General features: G+C 68.9%; 14 protein-coding genes. 8 read left to right on the plus strand and 6 right to left on the minus strand.

What is annotated here, in order from left to right; genetic code table 11:
* Nucleotides 1-182 precede the first annotated feature (182 nt).
* Complete coding sequence (locus BFF76_RS22740; RefSeq protein ID WP_065848954.1) at nt 183-2,450, minus strand: (Fe-S)-binding protein; 2,268 nt, start codon at nt 2,448-2,450, stop codon at nt 183-185.
* A 92-nt stretch (nt 2,451-2,542) separates the two neighbouring features.
* Entirely contained in the window at nt 2,543-3,277 is a 735-nt protein-coding gene (locus tag BFF76_RS22745; RefSeq protein WP_053929488.1) for a sugar transferase, read from the minus strand.
* Nucleotides 3,278-3,572: 295 nt separating this feature from the next.
* Here BFF76_RS22745 and dnaK point away from each other — a divergent pair, with 295 nt between their 5' ends.
* The 4 genes from dnaK (at nt 3,573) to BFF76_RS22765 (ending at nt 7,799) form a co-directional block, all read left to right on the plus strand.
* Nucleotides 3,573-5,420 (plus strand): molecular chaperone DnaK, encoded by a 1,848-nt coding sequence (gene dnaK, locus BFF76_RS22750; protein WP_031090704.1) that lies wholly within the window; start codon nt 3,573-3,575, stop codon nt 5,418-5,420.
* Nucleotides 5,417-6,064, plus strand: coding sequence for a nucleotide exchange factor GrpE (gene grpE / locus BFF76_RS22755; RefSeq protein ID WP_065848955.1), 648 nt, complete (start codon nt 5,417-5,419; stop codon nt 6,062-6,064). Before dnaK ends, grpE begins: the two co-directional genes overlap by 4 nt.
* A gap of 93 nt (nt 6,065-6,157) precedes the next feature.
* The gene (gene dnaJ / locus BFF76_RS22760) at nt 6,158-7,351 is read left to right on the plus strand and encodes a molecular chaperone DnaJ (protein WP_031090707.1); all 1,194 of its coding nucleotides are present in this window, start codon (nt 6,158-6,160) and stop codon (nt 7,349-7,351) included.
* Nucleotide 7,352: 1 nt separating this feature from the next.
* On the plus strand, nt 7,353-7,799 hold the full coding sequence (locus BFF76_RS22765; protein WP_031090709.1) for a heat shock protein transcriptional repressor HspR: 447 nt from the start codon (nt 7,353-7,355) through the stop codon (nt 7,797-7,799).
* A gap of 30 nt (nt 7,800-7,829) precedes the next feature.
* On the opposite strand, the gene BFF76_RS33370 is transcribed toward BFF76_RS22765, so the two are convergent.
* On the minus strand, nt 7,830-7,976 hold the full coding sequence (locus tag BFF76_RS33370) for a hypothetical protein (protein WP_199831511.1): 147 nt from the start codon (nt 7,974-7,976) through the stop codon (nt 7,830-7,832).
* Nucleotides 7,977-8,413: 437 nt separating this feature from the next.
* Entirely contained in the window at nt 8,414-9,259 is an 846-nt protein-coding gene (locus BFF76_RS22770) for a hypothetical protein (RefSeq protein WP_031090711.1), read from the minus strand.
* A 505-nt stretch (nt 9,260-9,764) separates the two neighbouring features.
* Here BFF76_RS22770 and BFF76_RS22780 point away from each other — a divergent pair.
* Complete coding sequence (locus BFF76_RS22780) at nt 9,765-10,085, plus strand: Rieske (2Fe-2S) protein (protein ID WP_031090715.1); 321 nt, start codon at nt 9,765-9,767, stop codon at nt 10,083-10,085.
* A gap of 131 nt (nt 10,086-10,216) precedes the next feature.
* Here BFF76_RS22780 and BFF76_RS22785 read toward each other — a convergent pair whose 3' ends face one another.
* On the minus strand, nt 10,217-10,618 hold the full coding sequence (locus BFF76_RS22785) for a pyridoxamine 5'-phosphate oxidase family protein (protein WP_031090716.1): 402 nt from the start codon (nt 10,616-10,618) through the stop codon (nt 10,217-10,219).
* 136 nt (nt 10,619-10,754) lie between these two features.
* Here BFF76_RS22785 and clpB point away from each other — a divergent pair, with 136 nt between their 5' ends.
* The 3 genes from clpB to BFF76_RS22800 all read left to right on the plus strand — a co-directional run bounded on the left by clpB (nt 10,755) and on the right by BFF76_RS22800 (nt 15,572).
* Nucleotides 10,755-13,355, plus strand: a complete 2,601-nt coding sequence (gene clpB, locus BFF76_RS22790; protein ID WP_031090717.1) for an ATP-dependent chaperone ClpB — start codon at nt 10,755-10,757, stop codon at nt 13,353-13,355.
* 332 nt (nt 13,356-13,687) lie between these two features.
* Nucleotides 13,688-14,956, plus strand: coding sequence for an MFS transporter (locus BFF76_RS22795; RefSeq protein ID WP_053929487.1), 1,269 nt, complete (start codon nt 13,688-13,690; stop codon nt 14,954-14,956).
* A 70-nt stretch (nt 14,957-15,026) separates the two neighbouring features.
* On the plus strand, nt 15,027-15,572 hold the full coding sequence (locus tag BFF76_RS22800; RefSeq protein WP_031090719.1) for a type III secretion system chaperone family protein: 546 nt from the start codon (nt 15,027-15,029) through the stop codon (nt 15,570-15,572).
* Between the two features lie 106 nt (nt 15,573-15,678).
* Here BFF76_RS22800 and BFF76_RS22805 read toward each other — a convergent pair whose 3' ends face one another.
* Nucleotides 15,679-16,860 (minus strand): pyridoxal phosphate-dependent aminotransferase, encoded by a 1,182-nt coding sequence (locus tag BFF76_RS22805; RefSeq protein WP_053929486.1) that lies wholly within the window; start codon nt 16,858-16,860, stop codon nt 15,679-15,681.
* Between the last annotated feature and the right edge of the window lie 284 nt (nt 16,861-17,144).

A 17,144-nucleotide genomic window follows, 5' to 3' on the forward strand; every position in this document is an offset into this window, starting at 1 on the left:
AACGTACCTGGTCCGTGTGGGTGCGGGGGGTGAGCCGGGGGAACAGGGGTGCCTTTGCGGCCTAGCTGTGACATCCCCTAGGGGGACCCTGGGGGGCCTGCCCCCTTTCCGACGGCCCGGACGCACCGAAGCGGCCGGTCCTGCCCCCGAGGCAGGTCCGGCCGCTTCCGTGGTGGAGACGGCTACTTGACGGGTTCCGGTTCCGGCTGGCCGGCCGTCTCGGCGTCGTCCGCCGGGTCGGCGGGTGTCTTCACCGACTCGAGGAGCAGCTGGGAGACGTCGACGACCTGCACCGACTCCTTCGCCTGGCCGTCGTTCTTCTTGCCGTTGACCGAGTCGGTCAGCATGACGAGGCAGAACGGGCACGCGGTGGAGACGATGTCCGGGTTGAGGGAGAGGGCTTCGTCGACACGCTCGTTGTTGATGCGCTTGCCGATCCGCTCCTCCATCCACATCCGGGCACCACCGGCACCGCAGCAGAAGCCGCGTTCCTTGTGGCGGTGCATCTCCTCGTTCCGCAGACCCGGGACCTTCGCGATGATCTCGCGCGGGGGCGTGTAGATCTTGTTGTGACGGCCCAGGTAGCAGGGGTCGTGGTAGGTGATCAGACCCTCGACCGGCGTCACCGGGACGAGCCTGCCCTCGTCCACCAGGTGCTGGAGCAGCTGCGTGTGGTGGATGACCTCGTACTCGCCGCCGAGCTGCGGGTACTCGTTCGCGATGGTGTTGAAGCAGTGCGGGCACGTCGCGACGATCTTCTTCGTCGCCTTGGCCTTCTTGGTCGAGTCGTCCTCGTCGTCCTCGCCGAACGCCATGTTCAGCATCGCGACGTTCTCCTGGCCGAGCTGCTGGAACAGCGGCTCGTTGCCGAGGCGGCGGGCCGAGTCACCGGTGCACTTCTCGTCGCCGCCCATGATCGCGAACTTGACGCCCGCGATGTGGAGGAGCTCCGCGAAGGCCTTGGTGGTCTTCTTGGCGCGGTCCTCGAGGGCGCCCGCGCAGCCGACCCAGTACAGGTAGTCGATCTCGCTGAGGTCCTCGACGTCCTTTCCGACGATCGGGACCTCGAAGTCGACCTCCTTGGTCCACTCGACGCGCTGCTTCTTGGCGAGCCCCCAGGGGTTTCCCTTCTTCTCCAGGTTCTTGAGCATCGTGCCCGCCTCGGACGGGAACGCGGACTCGATCATCACCTGGTAGCGGCGCATGTCGACGATGTGGTCGATGTGCTCGATGTCGACCGGGCACTGCTCCACGCACGCACCGCAGGTGGTGCACGACCACAGCACGTCCGGGTCGATGACGCCGTTCTCCTCGAGCGTCCCGACGAGGGGGCGCTCGGCCTCCGCGAGGGCGGCCGCGGGGACGTCCTTGAGCTGTTCCTCGGTGGCCTTCTCGTTGCCCTCCATGTCCTTGCCGCCGCCGGCCAGCAGATACGGGGCCTTGGCGTGCGCGTGGTCGCGCAGGGACATGATCAGGAGCTTCGGGGAGAGCGGCTTGCCGGTGTTCCAGGCGGGGCACTGCGACTGGCAGCGACCGCACTCGGTGCACGTGGAGAAGTCGAGGATGCCCTTCCAGGAGAACTGCTCGACCTGGGAGACGCCGAAGGTGTCGTCCTCGCCCGGGTCCTCCCAGTCGATCTCCTTCCCGCCCGTGGTCATCGGCTGGAGCGCGCCGAGTGCGACCTCACCGTCGGCGTTCCGCTTGAACCAGATGTTCGGGAAGCCGAGGAAGCGGTGCCAGGCGACACCCATGTTGGTGTTGAGGGAGACCGTGATCATCCAGATCAGCGAGGTGCCGATCTTGACCATCGCGGTGAAGTAGATGAGGTTCTGGAGGGTGCCGAGCGTGATGCCCTTGAAGGCCAGGACCAGGGGGTACGAGACGAAGTACGCGGCCTCGTAGCCCTCGACGTGGTGGATCGCGCCCTCGAGGCCGCGCAGGGCCAGGATCGCCAGGCCGATGACGAGGATGACGTACTCGACGAAGTACGCCTGCCAGGCCTTGGAGCCGGCGAAGCGCGACTTGCGGCCGGCCCGGGAGGGCAGGTTCAGCAGCCGGATGGCCATCAGCGTGACGATGCCGAGCACGGTCATGATGCCGATGAACTCGATGTACATCTCGAACGGCAGCCATCCGCCGACGATCGGCAGGACCCAGTCGGCCTGGAAGAGCTGTCCGTACGCCTGGAGCAGCGTCGGCGGCAGGGTCAGGAAGCCGATGGCGACGAACCAGTGGGCGAAGCCCACGATCCCCCACCGGTTCATCCGGGTGTGGCCGAGGAACTCCTTGACCAGGGTGATCGTGCGCTGCTTGGGGTCGTCGGTGCGGCTGCCTGCCGGCACCGGTTGTCCGAGACGGACGAACCGGTAGATCTGCGCGACGGCTCGGGCGATGAGCGCAACGCCGACGACGGTCAGCACCAGCGACACGATGATCGCGGCGAGTTGCATTTGGGGGCTCCTCGGGCCTGCGAGGGTGGGATCCAGCGCGTACAAGTGATTACTAAGCAGTAACTTAATCAGTCTGTGCTGACACTATCCACTTATTCCGCCACGCTGTAGCCGGGCAGGCGGTGATCTGTGTCGCTCAGGTGAGCCTTCCCCGGGTGCCGCAGTCCGTGTACCGCCGTACGCAGGGGGATGAGTGCGGACTGCGCCAGGATCGCCAGGTCCAGCCCGGTCCCATGATGCTCTGCGTAGTGAGCGTCGAGGAGGGCGGGTTCGTCCCAGGGCATTCCGGAGCGGGCGCGCACCTGTGCCAGGCCGGTCAGGCCCGGCCGGACGCTGTGCCGCCAGCGCCCGGCGGCGTGTCCCAGGAGGGTGGCCTCGTCCTTGGTGAGGGGTGCCGGGCCGACGAGGGAGAGCTCTCCCCGTACGACATGGGGCAGCCGGGACAGCAGGTCGAGGCGGAACCGCCGGGTGCGCAGTGAGCGCAGTTCGAAGGGGAGGCCGCCGAGGCCGATCCGGGTCTCCCGGCTCAGTACGCACGCCCGGCCGCGGGGCGGGCGCAGGGCGAGGACCAGGGCGGCGACGGCGAGTGCGGGGGTCGTCAGGGCCAGGAGCGCCGAGCCGAGTGCCAGGTCCAGGGTCCGCTTGGCGGTCGTGGCCGCAAGGGTCCCGGTGACGCGTTCCGCCGTCGCGGTCGCCAGGGCCGTGGCTGCCCGGGTCGCTCCGGTCCGGATCACCCGGGCCCGGGGCATCCCGCTGGCACGGCCGGCCGGTCCCGGCGTGGCGGAGCGCCGTGTCCTTCGTGCCGCAGTCTGCTTCGCGTTCCGCATTGCACCTGCCCGGAGTCGATGAAGGGACGGTATGACCGTCTCGATGCAGTTTGTGACAGAACGATCCCACGGTGCGATGGTGGGTGGGGTGTGTGTGGCGCCCGGTGCAGGGCAGGTGTCGCGGGCCGAGGGCGCCCCGGCGGGTCCTTCTGATCGCCCAAACGCAGAGAATGCCTGGTCAGGGCATGTGTGAGCATATAAGTTGAGCGTAAGTGGCTCAGGTCCTTTGACTCCGGGGTGGACGTCATGCATCCTTGAGTCAGATCCACTCAAGTAGTCAGTTGGAGGAATTGAAATGGCACGTGCGGTCGGCATCGACCTGGGCACGACTAACTCCGTCGTCAGCGTTCTCGAAGGCGGCGAGCCCACCGTCATCACCAACGCCGAAGGCGCCAGGACCACGCCGTCCGTCGTCGCCTTCGCGAAGAACGGCGAGGTGCTGGTCGGCGAGGTCGCCAAGCGCCAGGCGGTCACCAACGTCGACAGGACGATCCGTTCGGTCAAGCGCCACATGGGCACTGACTGGAAGATCGAGCTCGACGGCAAGAACTTCAACCCGCAGCAGATGAGCGCCTTCATCCTGCAGAAGCTGAAGCGCGACGCCGAGTCCTACCTGGGCGAGAAGGTCACCGACGCGGTGATCACGGTCCCGGCGTACTTCAACGACTCCGAGCGTCAGGCGACCAAGGAGGCCGGTGAGATCGCGGGCCTCAACGTCCTGCGCATCGTCAACGAGCCGACCGCCGCCGCCCTGGCGTACGGCCTCGACAAGGACGACCAGACGATCCTCGTCTTCGACCTCGGTGGCGGCACCTTCGACGTGTCCCTCCTGGAGATCGGCGACGGCGTCGTCGAGGTGAAGGCCACCAACGGTGACAACCACCTCGGTGGTGACGACTGGGACCAGCGGGTCGTCGACTACCTGGTGAAGCAGTTCGCCAACGGGCACGGCGTGGACCTGTCCAAGGACAAGATGGCTCTCCAGCGTCTCCGCGAGGCCGCGGAGAAGGCGAAGATCGAGCTCTCGTCCTCGACCGAGACCACGATCAACCTGCCCTACATCACGGCGTCCGCCGAGGGCCCGCTGCACCTGGACGAGAAGCTCACGCGCTCGCAGTTCCAGCAGCTGACCGCGGACCTCCTGGACCGCTGCAAGAACCCGTTCCACAACGTCATCAAGGACGCGGGCATCCAGCTCTCCGAGATCGACCACGTCGTTCTCGTCGGTGGCTCGACCCGTATGCCGGCCGTCGCCGAGCTCGTCAAGGAGCTCACGGGCGGCCAGGACGCCAACAAGGGTGTGAACCCGGACGAGGTCGTCGCCATCGGCGCCTCGCTCCAGGCCGGTGTCCTCAAGGGCGAGGTCAAGGACGTCCTGCTCCTCGACGTGACCCCGCTGTCCCTCGGTATCGAGACCAAGGGAGGGATCATGACCAAGCTCATCGAGCGCAACACCACGATCCCGACCAAGCGTTCCGAGATCTTCACGACGGCCGAGGACAACCAGCCGTCCGTGCAGATCCAGGTCTACCAGGGCGAGCGCGAGATCGCGGCGTACAACAAGAAGCTCGGGATGTTCGAGCTCACCGGTCTGCCGCCGGCCCCGCGTGGCGTGCCGCAGATCGAGGTCGCCTTCGACATCGACGCCAACGGCATCATGCACGTCGCTGCCAAGGACCTCGGCACCGGCAAGGAGCAGAAGATGACCGTCACCGGTGGCTCCTCGCTGCCGAAGGACGAGGTCAACCGGATGCGTGAAGAGGCCGAGCAGTACGCCGACGAGGACCACCGCCGTCGCGAGGCCGCCGAGTCCCGCAACCAGGGCGAGCAGCTCGTCTACCAGACGGAGAAGTTCCTCAAGGACAACGAGGACAAGGTCCCCGGCGACGTCAAGACGGAGGTGGAGACCGCGCTCACCGAGCTGAAGGAGAAGCTCAAGGGCGAGGACACCGCCGAGATCCGTACGGCCACCGAGAAGGTCGCTGCCGTCTCGCAGAAGCTGGGCCAGGCGATGTACGCCAACGCCGAGAGCGCTGCGCCGGGCGCCGAGGCGCCGGGTGACGGTCAGGCCAAGGCCGACGACGACGTCGTCGACGCCGAGATCGTGGACGACGAGAAGGACACGAAGGGCGGTGCGGCGTGACCGAGGAGACTCCGGGCTTCGACGAGAAGCCTGACGTCCCCTCCGGCGCCGAAGCCGACGACGCCGAGCCGAAGGCAGCCGCACCCTCCGAGGAGGCGGCGGCCCCGGCCGGGGACGTACAGCAGACAGCGGCTCTGACGGCTCAGCTGGACCAGGTCCGTACCGCGCTCAACGAGCGCACGGGCGACCTCCAGCGGCTCCAGGCCGAGTACCAGAACTACCGTCGTCGGGTCGAGCGCGACCGGGTCACGGTCAAGGAGGTCGCCGCGGCGAACCTCCTGACCGACCTCCTGCCCGTGCTCGACGACATCGGCCGGGCGCGGGAGCACGGCGAGCTCGTCGGCGGCTTCAAGGCGGTGGCCGAGTCGGTGGAGACGGTCGTCGCGAAGATCGGCCTCCAGCAGTTCGGCAAGGAGGGCGAGCCCTTCGACCCGACGATCCACGAGGCCCTGATGCACTCGTACGCGCCGGACGTCACCGAGACGACCTGCGTGGCGATCCTGCAGCCCGGGTACCGCATCGGGGAGCGCACCATCCGCCCCGCGCGGGTGGCCGTGGCCGAGCCGCAGCCGGGCGCCACGCCCGCGGCGGCGAAGGAAGAGAAGGCAGACGACGAGGAGAGCGGTGGCACCGAAGAGGTCTGACATTCCGTCCGACCACTGCGGTGAACACCGACGGGGCGTGCGGCCGGCCACGGGGCCGGCCGCATGGCCGATCGTCCGGAAGGAGGGACGTCGATGAGCACGAAGGACTTCGTCGAGAAGGACTACTACAAGGTTCTCGGCGTCCCCAAGGACGCCACCGACGCCGAGGTGAAGAAGGCGTACCGGAAGCTCGCCCGCGAGTACCACCCGGACGCCAACAAGAGTGACGCCAAGGCGGAGGAGCGCTTCAAGGAGATCTCCGAGGCGAACGACATCCTCGGTGACCCCAAGAAGCGCAAGGAGTACGACGAGGCGCGCGCCCTCTTCGGCAACGGAGGCTTCAGGGCGGGTCCCGGCGGTGCGGGCGGCAACTTCAACTTCGACCTGGGCGACCTCTTCGGAGGTGCCCCGGGTGGCGGCCAGGGTGCCGGCGCCGGTGGTTTCGGCGGTGGCGGCGGTGGCGGCCTGGGCGATGTCTTCGGCGGGCTGTTCAACCGCGGCGGTGCGGGCACACGTGTCCAGCCGCGGCGCGGCCAGGACATCGAGTCCGAGGTGACGCTCAGCTTCACCGAGGCGGTCGACGGGGCCACGGTCCCGCTGCGGATGTCCAGCCAGGCTCCCTGCAAGGCGTGTTCGGGCACCGGCGACAAGAACGGCACCCCGAGGGTCTGCCCGACGTGTGTCGGCACCGGTCAGGTCTCTCGCGGCACCGGAGGCGGGTTCTCGCTGACCGATCCCTGTGTGGACTGCAAGGGCCGGGGCCTCATCGCCCAGGACCCCTGCGACGTCTGCAAGGGCAGCGGCCGGGCGAAGTCGGCCCGCACGATGCAGGTCAGGATCCCCGCGGGGGTGCTGGACGGCCAGCGGATCAGGCTGCGCGGCAAGGGCAGTCCGGGCGAGCGCGGCGGCCCGGCCGGCGACCTCTATGTCGTCGTCCACGTCGACGCCCACCCCGTCTTCGGCCGCAAGGGCGACAACCTCACCGTCACCGTGCCCGTCACCTTCCCGGAGGCGGCGCTCGGCGGCGAGGTGAAGGTGCCCACGCTCGGCGGGCCTCCGGTCACCCTCAAGCTCCCTGCCGGTACGCCCAACGGACGTACGATGCGGGCCCGGGGCAAGGGGGCCGTGCGTAAGGACGGCACCCGCGGCGACCTCCTGGTCACCGTCGAGGTGTCCGTGCCCACGGACCTCGGCCCGGAGGCGCAGGAAGCGCTGGAGACGTACCGGAAGGCGACCGCGGGGGAGGACCCGCGGGCGGAGCTGTTCCAGGCTGCGAAGGGAGCTTGAGATGGACGGCCGTCGACGTAATCCGTACCAGCTGACAGACGAATCACCGGTGTACGTGATCTCGATCGCGGCCCAGCTCTCGGGCCTGCACCCGCAGACGCTGCGCCAGTACGACCGCCTCGGCCTGGTCTCGCCCGACCGCACGGCGGGGCGCGGCCGGCGCTACTCGGCCCGTGACATCGAACTGCTGCGCACGGTGCAGCAGTTGTCGCAGGACGAGGGCATCAACCTGGCGGGCATCAAGCGCATCATCGAGCTGGAGAACCAGGTCGCCGCGCTCCAGCAGCGCGTGGCCGAGCTCTCGGCTGCGGTGGACGGCGCGGCCGTGGCCATGCAGCAGCGCGAGGCACAGGTGCACGCCTCCTACCGGCGTGACCTGGTGCCGTACCAGGACGTTCAGCAGGCCGGTGCGCTGGTGGTCTGGCGGCCGAAGAGGCCGAAGGGCTGAGCCGGCGGTGAAAGGGCCTGTCCCCGAGTCTCAGGACTCGGGGACAGGCCCTTTCGGCGTCGCGGTCGCATTGCCCGACTCGACATCACCGGACTCGGCATCGCCGGACTCGACGATGCCGGACTGCACGATCAGAACACCGAGGTGGGTGCGGCTGTCGGCGCCCAGAGTCTGCATCAGCTTGGCGATGTGGGCGCGGGGGCTGCAGCAGGTGGGCCAGTGCGGCGGACGGTGGGACGGGCCGCATCCACGCGTCGTCGCTCGTGTCCGGGTGGACGAGTGCCATGTCGATCAGGCACGCCGCCTGCGCCAGGGCGGTGCGAGGGGCGCGGCCGGTTCGGAGGGCTTCCTCATGCAGATGGATCGCGGGCGCGCAGAGCTCCCTCAGGTCGTGCGGATGCGCCGGTTTTGTCCCATCGGTATCCATATGATGACCCCTCACTTTGTGCAGTGCAGGGAGATGACGGTGGTGGAAGCGGCGCCGCCGGGAGAGTGTGGACGGGTCGGGCGAGAGCCGAACTCGCCCGGTGCGGATAGGACTTGGCTGCGTTCGCCCCCCCCTGAGCGCGGGTGGTCCGTCGGCCCGAGGCGTAAGTTCCTCGGGGCACGCGCGTTCAGGAGTCCTGATCCAGGATTCCTGAACGCGCGATCAGGAAGCCCAGTTGGGCACGGCTCGTGCTGCCCAGGGTGGCCGACAGCTTGGCGATGTGGGCCCGGCAGGTCCGGACGTTCATGCCGAGCCTGCGGGCTATGGAGTCGTCGACATGGCCCTCGACCAGGAGATGGGCTATGGAGCGCTGAACCCCGCTGATCCCGACCGGAGTCGGCTCGTACCGGATGTCTTCCAGAAGCGGGGTGGCGGTCTGCCAGAGCTGCTCGAAGACGCTGATCAGATAGGAGACGAGACCGGGGTGCCGGAGTTCCAGAGCGACTGTCCGGTCGTCCTGGGCCGGGATGAAGGCGACGGTCCGGTCGAAGATGAGAAGGCGCTCCACGAGTTCCTCCAGCGTGCGGATCGTCACGCCTTCGGCCAGGCGTTCCGCGTACGCGAACGTCCCCTGGTGGTGGCGCACCGTGTGCTGGTAGAGCGTGCGGATGCTCACACCGCGGTCCACCACCGCCTTGCCCCGTTCCAGTCCTTTGCTGAGGATGTCCTCGCTCCGGCCGCCCCCCGGCTGCACAGTGAGCACCTCGGTGTGGCACTCCGCCGTGGCAGCGTCGATGGCGGCGTTGATGCGTGTGCTGCCCTCCAGCACGGTGATGGCGTGTGTCGTCGGCGGGTCCTGGGCGCTGATGTCCATGAACGGCTCGAAGGACTCGGCCAGTTCCAGGGAGTGGCGCCTCCGCTCCTGGATCTCCCGCTCTATGGGGTGGAGCCATTGCGCGAGGGCCGCCGAGGGCGGTACGGGGCGTAGCCAGTCGGCGTCGTCGGGATCGGGGTGGAGCAGGGCGAAATCCATCAGGCAAGGGGCTGGTTCGACCTCCACGCGCGGGATGCGTCCGGACCGCAACGCGCTGGCGTAGAGGGCCTGCCCCGCATCGCATAGTTGGGTGATCCCGTGAGGATGTGACGCTTTTGAGTCACTTGTGCGCATATCTCCACCCCCCATGTTCCTGAACGTGCAGGAACATGATGCATCGATCCGGTGGTGCTTGCGTGTCCGTGTAAGACATCGTCTTGGTTGCGGGGGAGATGAATCCATCAAGTGAGGACGAAGCCGAAATGTCTAAGCGAATGCTTCGCTCGGTGCTTGCCACTGCCTTTGTCGGGGCCCTGGCGTACGGGGCGGTGGGGACCCAGGACATCACCTGGGGGGTTGCGTCGGTCGAGCAGGTGGCACCCGGTGACATCACGTGGGGTGCGGCTCCGGGGGATATCACGTGGGGCGCGGCACCCGGTGACATCACGTGGGGCGCGGCTCCGAGTGACATCACGTGGGGCGCGGCTCCGAACCACGTCGGCGCATGACCACCCCACCGGACGACCGCACCTTCCGGCGGGAGATGGCCACGGCCTATCGCTCAGGGTGGCATTTCATCGATCTGCTCACGGCGCTCACCCGCCAGGGCGATTCGTTGATGGTCACCCTGTTCGGAGAGCCGATCGTCGTCGTCATGGAAACGGATGACGATATCCGTGCCTATCGCTGTGTTCGCCGGCCTCGTGGAGCGCCGCAACCGGTCCGCTGCGCCGTGAGGTACGGCATGATTTTCGTGAATCTCGATCAGCGTGACCATGAGCTGTTCGAACAAGAAGCCATTTCCGCCACCCCCCGCAGTGCCTGAACGATTCCCCCGTTTTTTCATGTCGTTCAGGCACTTCCCCCACACAGCGGCGCCATCGTGACCTGAACACGATGGCGCCGTTGTGCTGCGCGGAAACGTTCTGAACAACCAGCTCGATTCGAGCAGATCTCTCAGCCCTTTCCGAGCGCCCGGTCGACGGCGATCTCGATGACGACGCGCTCCGGGTTGTCCCTCGGGGTGCGCTCGTAGCGCTCCGCGTATCGGCGTACCGCGTCCTCGACCTCGCTGGGCTCCGTGCGGATCACCGCCCGGCCCTCCAGCGTCGCCCAGCGGCGCCCCTGCATCTGGCAGACGGCGACCCGTGCCCCGTCCGGGCCGGCCGCGCGGACGTGGGCGGCCTTCCTGGTGTTCCCGCCGGTGATGACGCGGGCGATCCGTGTCTCCGGGTCGTACGTCACTCCGACCGGCACCACGTGGGGCGTGCCGTCCGGGCGGAGCGTGGTCAGGGTGCACACATGGCGCTCCCTCCAGAAGGCGAGGTACTCGGGGCCGGGGTTGCGCACGTCAGGCATGGGGTCAGCCTAGACAGAGGGAGATTCGGAGGGCGCGGAGGCACCGGATCAGCCTTGAGTGGAATAGACTCAACTTTGTACCCGTTGTTCGGGTCATAGTTTCGTGAAGCACCAGCACGAGGAGGAGACGACGCCCGTGGACGCCGAGCTGACCAACAAGAGCCGGGACGCCCTCAACGCGGCCACCAGCAGGGCCGTCAAGGACGGTCACCCCGATCTGACCCCCGGACATCTGCTGCTTGCGCTGCTCGCGGGCGAGGACAACGCGAACATCACCGACCTGCTGGCCTCCGTCGAGGCCGACCAGGTGGCGGTGCGTGAGGAGACCGAGCGGCTCCTCGGTTCGCTGCCCAGCGTCACCGGGTCGACCGTCGCGCCACCGCAGCCGAGCCGTGATCTGCTCGCAGTCCTCGCCGACGCCGACCGGTGCGCCAAGGAGCTCGGCGACGACTACCTCTCCACCGAGCACCTGCTGATCTCCGTCGCCGCGAAGGGCGGCCGCGCCGGTGAGATCCTCGACGGGCAGGGAGCCAGTGCGAAGAAGCTCCTGGACGCATTCGAGAAGAGCAGGGGAGGGCGCCGGGTGACCACTCCCGACCCCGAGGGCCAGTACAAGGCTCTGGAGAAGTTCGGCACCGACTTCACGGCCGCCGCGCGCGAGGGCAAGCTGGATCCGGTCATCGGCCGTGACCAGGAGATCCGCCGCGTCGTGCAGGTGCTGTCGCGACGCACGAAGAACAACCCCGTGCTCATCGGTGAGCCGGGCGTCGGCAAGACGGCCGTCGTCGAGGGCCTCGCCCAGCGCATCGTCAAGGGCGACGTCCCCGAGTCCCTGCGGAACAAGAAGCTGGTCTCGCTGGATCTCGGAGCGATGGTCGCCGGCGCCAAGTACCGCGGTGAGTTCGAGGAACGCCTCAAGACCGTCCTCTCCGAGATCAAGGAGAGCGACGGACAGATCATCACCTTCATCGACGAGCTGCACACCGTCGTCGGCGCGGGCGCCGGCGGCGACTCGTCGATGGACGCGGGCAACATGCTCAAGCCGATGCTCGCCCGCGGTGAGCTCCGCATGGTCGGCGCCACCACGCTGGACGAGTACCGCGAGCGCATCGAGAAGGACCCCGCCCTGGAGCGCCGCTTCCAGCAGGTCCTGGTCGCCGAGCCGTCCGTCGAGGACACCATCGCGATCCTGCGTGGCCTCAAGGGGCGCTACGAGGCGCACCACAAGGTCCAGATCGCCGACTCCTCGCTGGTGGCCGCCGCGACGCTCTCAGACCGCTACATCACGTCCCGCTTCCTGCCCGACAAGGCGATCGACCTGGTCGACGAGGCGGCCTCCAGGCTCCGCATGGAGATCGACTCCTCGCCCCTGGAGATCGACGAGCTCCAGCGCTCCGTGGACCGGCTGCACATGGAGGAGCTGGCTCTCAAGAACGAGAGCGACCAGGGCTCCAAGGAGCGCCTGGAGAAGATCCGCCGCGACCTCGCCGACAAGGAGGAGGAGCTGCGCGGTCTCACCGCCCGCTGGGAGAAGGAGAAGCAGGGCCTGAACCGTGTCGGTGAGCTCAAGGAGCGCCTCGACGAGCTGCGCGGCCAGGCCGAGCGCGCACAGCGCGACGGCGACTTCGACACCGCGTCCAAGCTGCTGTACGGGGAGATCCCCGGCCTGGAGCGCGAGCTCGCGGAGGCCGACGAGGCCGAGCAGGAGGCCGCCGTCGACACCATGGTCAAGGACGAGGTCGGCCCGGACGACATCGCGGACGTGGTCGGTGCCTGGACAGGTATCCCGGCCGGACGCCTGCTGGAGGGCGAGACCCAGAAGCTGCTGCGGATGGAGTCCGAACTCGGCCGGCGGCTGATCGGCCAGACCGAGGCCGTGCGGGCCGTGTCGGACGCCGTACGCCGTACCCGCGCCGGGATCGCCGACCCCGACCGGCCCACCGGATCGTTCCTCTTCCTCGGCCCGACCGGTGTCGGCAAGACGGAGCTGGCCAAGGCACTCGCGGACTTCCTGTTCGACGACGAGCGGGCCATGGTCCGCATCGACATGAGCGAGTACGGCGAGAAGCACAGCGTCGCCCGGCTCGTCGGCGCCCCGCCCGGCTACGTCGGCTACGAGGAGGGCGGCCAGCTCACGGAGGCGGTCCGCCGCCGCCCGTACAGCGTCGTGCTGCTCGACGAGGTCGAGAAGGCCCACCCCGAGGTCTTCGACGTCCTGCTCCAGGTGCTCGACGACGGCCGGCTCACCGACGGGCAGGGGCGGACGGTGGACTTCCGCAACACCATCCTGGTCCTGACCTCGAACCTCGGCAGCCAGTTCCTGGTGGACCCCCTGACCGACCCCGAGGTGAAGAAGGAGCAGGTGCTGGAGGTCGTACGGGCCTCGTTCAAGCCGGAGTTCCTCAACCGGCTCGACGATCTGGTCGTCTTCTCCGCCCTGTCCGGCGATGAGCTCGCCCACATCGCGGGGCTCCAGGTGGCCCGTCTCGCTGCCCGCCTGGCCGACCGCCGGATCCACCTCGACGTCACCCCGGACGCGCTTGCCTGGCTGGCGGAGGAGGGCAACGACCCGGCGTACGGCGCCCGGCCGCTGCGCCGGCTCATCCAGACCGCGATCGGCGACCGGCTCGCGAAGGAGATCCTCGCGGGCGAGGTCAGGGACGGCGACACGGTCCGGGTGGAACGGGCCGGTGACGGGCTCTCCGTGGTGGCCGCTACGGAGGCGAAGACCCTCTAGGCGCCGCCGGTGTCCCCTGCCGGACCCCGCGGGTCCGGCAGGGGACACACGTGTGTACGGCCCCGGCCTATTGAAGGGTGCATCCGGCACACACTGTCCGCGGAACCGCCCTCCAAATCGAGCCGAAAATTTGCATTCCGTGGCTGAATGGCGGATGCGAAAAGGTCCAGACCTCGATTTGTGTCGGGGCGATACATATCGGCACCCTCGGCCGAAGCGTTATTGGTGTGCTGGTGAGTGATCGCGTTCCGCGCAATATCGGGACACTTGGGACCCTTTTCTTTAATGGCGGGGGCGGCTGTCACGAATTCTGAAGCCGGTAAGGTACGCCCATGACGGAGCGAATACCTGGCGAGGCGAGTGCGGAGCCGAAGGATTGCAAAAGTGACAGTCTCATTCGCCTGAGCGAATTCCGCACGCTGTGGACGGCATATGCCCAGTCGGTGCTGGGCGACCAGCTGGCGCGGGTGGCGCTGTCCCTGCTGGTGTACGAGCGCACCGAGTCGGCGGGCTGGACCGCCGCGACCTACGCCCTGACGAGCCTGCCCGCTCTGCTGTCCGGGGTGCTCCTCTCCGGCCTCGCCGACCGTTTTCCCCGGCGCACCGTCATGATCGGATGCGACCTGGTGCGCGCCGTCCTCGTCGGCCTGATGGCCCTGCCCGGCACGCCCCTGCCGCTGCTGGCCGGGCTGCTGGTGCTGGCACAGCTCGCCGAGGCGCCGTTCGGGGCTTCGCAGGGCGCCCTGCTGCCGGCTGTCCTGGGGGAGCGCCTGTACGAGCGGGGGCAGCGGGTCGTGATGATCACCCACCAGGCCGGACAGCTGATCGGGTTCGCGGCGGGCGGGGCGCTCGTCGTGTGGCTCGGCAGCCATGTCTCCCTGGGGCTGAACGCGGTGACGTTCCTGATCTCCGCGGCTCTGATCAGGCTGGGCGTGAAGGCGCGGCCGGTGGACCCGGGCGCCGACGCACGGCCGAAGCGGATGCACACCCAGGTGGGCAAGGCGGCCGCACTGATCTGGTCGGACCCCCGTCTGCGGTCCCTGGTGGCGCTCGGCTGGCTGGCGGGGTTCATCGTCCTGCCGGAGGGCCTGGCCGCCCCCTTCGCGGAGGAGGCCGGCGGAAGCGCCGCGTCCGTGGGGCTCCTGCTTGCCGCGCACCCCGCAGGAATGGTCCTGGGCGCGGCCCTCCTGGGGCGTGCGGGCTTCGACGTCGAGCGCCGCCGGCGGCTGCTCGGGCCGCTCGCGGTGGGCGCGAACCTCCCGCTGGTCGTCTACTGGGCCGGGCCCGGCGTAGGGGTGGCCCTGCTGGTGCTGCTGGTGTCCGGCATCTGCTCCGCCTACCAGATCACCGCGGGGGCGACCTTCGTCCTGCTCACCCCGGCCGACCAGCGCGGTCAGGCACTGGGGCTCGCCAGGTCGGGGCTGACCGCGGTGCAGGGGATCGGTGTCGCCGCGGGGGGCCTGGCGGCCGAGCTGTCGGGGTCCTCCGCCCAGACGATCGGAGGGGCGGGACTCGTCGGCACGCTCTGCGCGGTCGTGGTCGCGGTTTCCTGGTCGCGGGCCAGGGGAACGACCGCGGGGACGATTCCCCTGAGCGCGTAGGACTACCGGCCGCGATCGCGGCTAGGGTCGAAGCCAGGAAACCACGTGCGATCCACAGGAGTACCCAGCGATGTCTATCGACCCGTCCTCGATCCCCAACTTCGGGGGACAGCCCGAACCGCAGACGTCAGGACCCGAGGGCCCCGTGGTCCCCGACCAGGACCTCGTCAAGCAGCTTCTCGAGCAGATGGAGCTGAAGTTCGTCGTCGACGACGAGGGCGACCTCGCCGCGCCGTGGGAAGACTTCCGGACGTACTTCATGTTCCGCGGCGAGGAGGAGCAGCAGGTCTTCTCGGTCCGGACCTTCTACGACCGCCCCCACGCCCTGGACCAGCGCGCCGTCCTGCTCGACGCGATCGACGACTGGAACCGCCGCACCCTGTGGCCCAAGGTCTACACGCACGCCCACGAGGGCGAGGAGGGCGCCGCGGCCTCCGTACGGCTGGTCGGTGAGGCGCAGATGCTCATCGGCACGGGTGTCAGCCTGGAGCACTTCGTCTCCTCGACGGTCAGCTGGGTGCGGGCTTCCATCGAGTTCGACAAGTGGCTGGTGGACCGCCTGGGTCTGGAGCCCGCCGAGAAGAAGGACGAGGGCGGCGAGCCCACGGAGGCCTGATCCGCGGGAAGTGCGACACGGGCCCGGTCAGGGGCGCGGCCGGTACGGCCGGCGGCCCCGACCGGGCCTCTGTCTTGATCGGGTCCGGCCTCTGCCGCGCCCCCGGTCAGGACGCCTGGAGTGTCTTCAGCCGGGTGACCGCCTCGGTGATCACCTCCGTGCGCTTGCAGAACGCGAAGCGCACGAAGTGCGCGCCCTGCTCGCGGTGGTCGTAGAACACCGCGTTCGGGATGGCGACGACCCCGCAGCGTTCCGGGAGCGCCCGGCAGAAGGCGAAGCCGTCCCTCTCGTCGCCGAGCGGGCGGATGTCGGTGGTGACGAAGTACGTCCCGGCGGGCTTGTAGACCTCGAAGCCGGCCTCGGCGAGGCCCGCGCTGAGCAGATCGCGCTTGGCGCGCAGGTCGGCGCGCAGCTCGTCGAAGTAGCTGTCGGGCAGCCGCAGTGCGTCGGCGACGGCGTACTGGAAGGGGCCGCCGGAGACGTACGTCAGGAACTGCTTCGCGGAGCGGACCGCGGTGACCAGTTCCGGGCTCGCGGTGATCCAGCCGATCTTCCAGCCCGTCAGGGAGAACGTCTTGCCCGCGCTGCTGATGGTGACCGTACGCTCCCGCATGCCGGGGAAGGACGCGAGGGGGATGTGCTCGCCCTCGAAGACGAGGTGCTCGTAGACCTCGTCCGTGACGACCAGGAGGTCCCGCTCGCACGCGAGTGCGGCGACGGCCGTCAGTTCGTCCCGGGTCAGGACGGTGCCGGTCGGGTTGTGCGGGGTGTTGAGCAGGATCAGCCGGGTGCGGGGCGTGACGGCGGCGCGCAGCTCGTCGAGGTCGAGCCGGTAGGCGCCCTCGTGCGGCCGGAGCGTGACGGGGACGCGGGTACCGCCCGCCATGGCGATGCAGGCGGCGTACGAGTCGTAGTACGGCTCCAGGGCGATGACCTCGTCGCCGGGCTCCAGGAGGGCCAGCAGGGAGGCCGCGACCGCCTCCGTGGCGCCCGTGGTGACCAGGACCTCGGCGTCGGGGTCGTACTCCAGTCCGTAGTGGCGCTGCTGGTGCTCCGCGACCGCGGAGCGCAGCTCGGGGACGCCGGGGCCCGGTGGGTACTGGTTGCCGTGGCCGGCGCGCAGGGCGCGGACCGCGGCTTCGCGGATCTCCTCGGGGCCGTCGGTGTCGGGGAACCCCTGACCGAGGTTGATCGATCCGGTTCGTGCGGCCAGCGCGGACATCTCCGCGAAGATCGTCGTGCCGAACTCGGTGAGGCGGCGGTTGAGCAGCGGTCGTCCTTGTGTCATGGGCGCCATCCTGTGCCGAAGCTCTGGAGTTGCTCAAGTCCGCTTTGGCTCCGGCGGGGCATGGGAATCCAACGGTCAGTCGAGAAGCGGGGACCTCGCTTCGGGGGACAGAAGGATGTGAGGTCGGTGGAGTTGTTCGTCTTCATCGTGTTCCTGGTGGTCGTGGTCGTGGGCATCGCCGCCCTCGCCTCGGGATCGGGTGGCCGCAAGAAGCCGGTCGCGGGGCGTCGCGCACGCCGTGGTTCCAGCAGCGACGGGGGAGGAGGCGGCGGCGGGGGCAGCTG

Source organism: Streptomyces mutomycini, assembly GCF_001700505.1.
GTDB classification, from domain to species: domain Bacteria; phylum Actinomycetota; class Actinomycetes; order Streptomycetales; family Streptomycetaceae; genus Streptomyces; species Streptomyces mutomycini.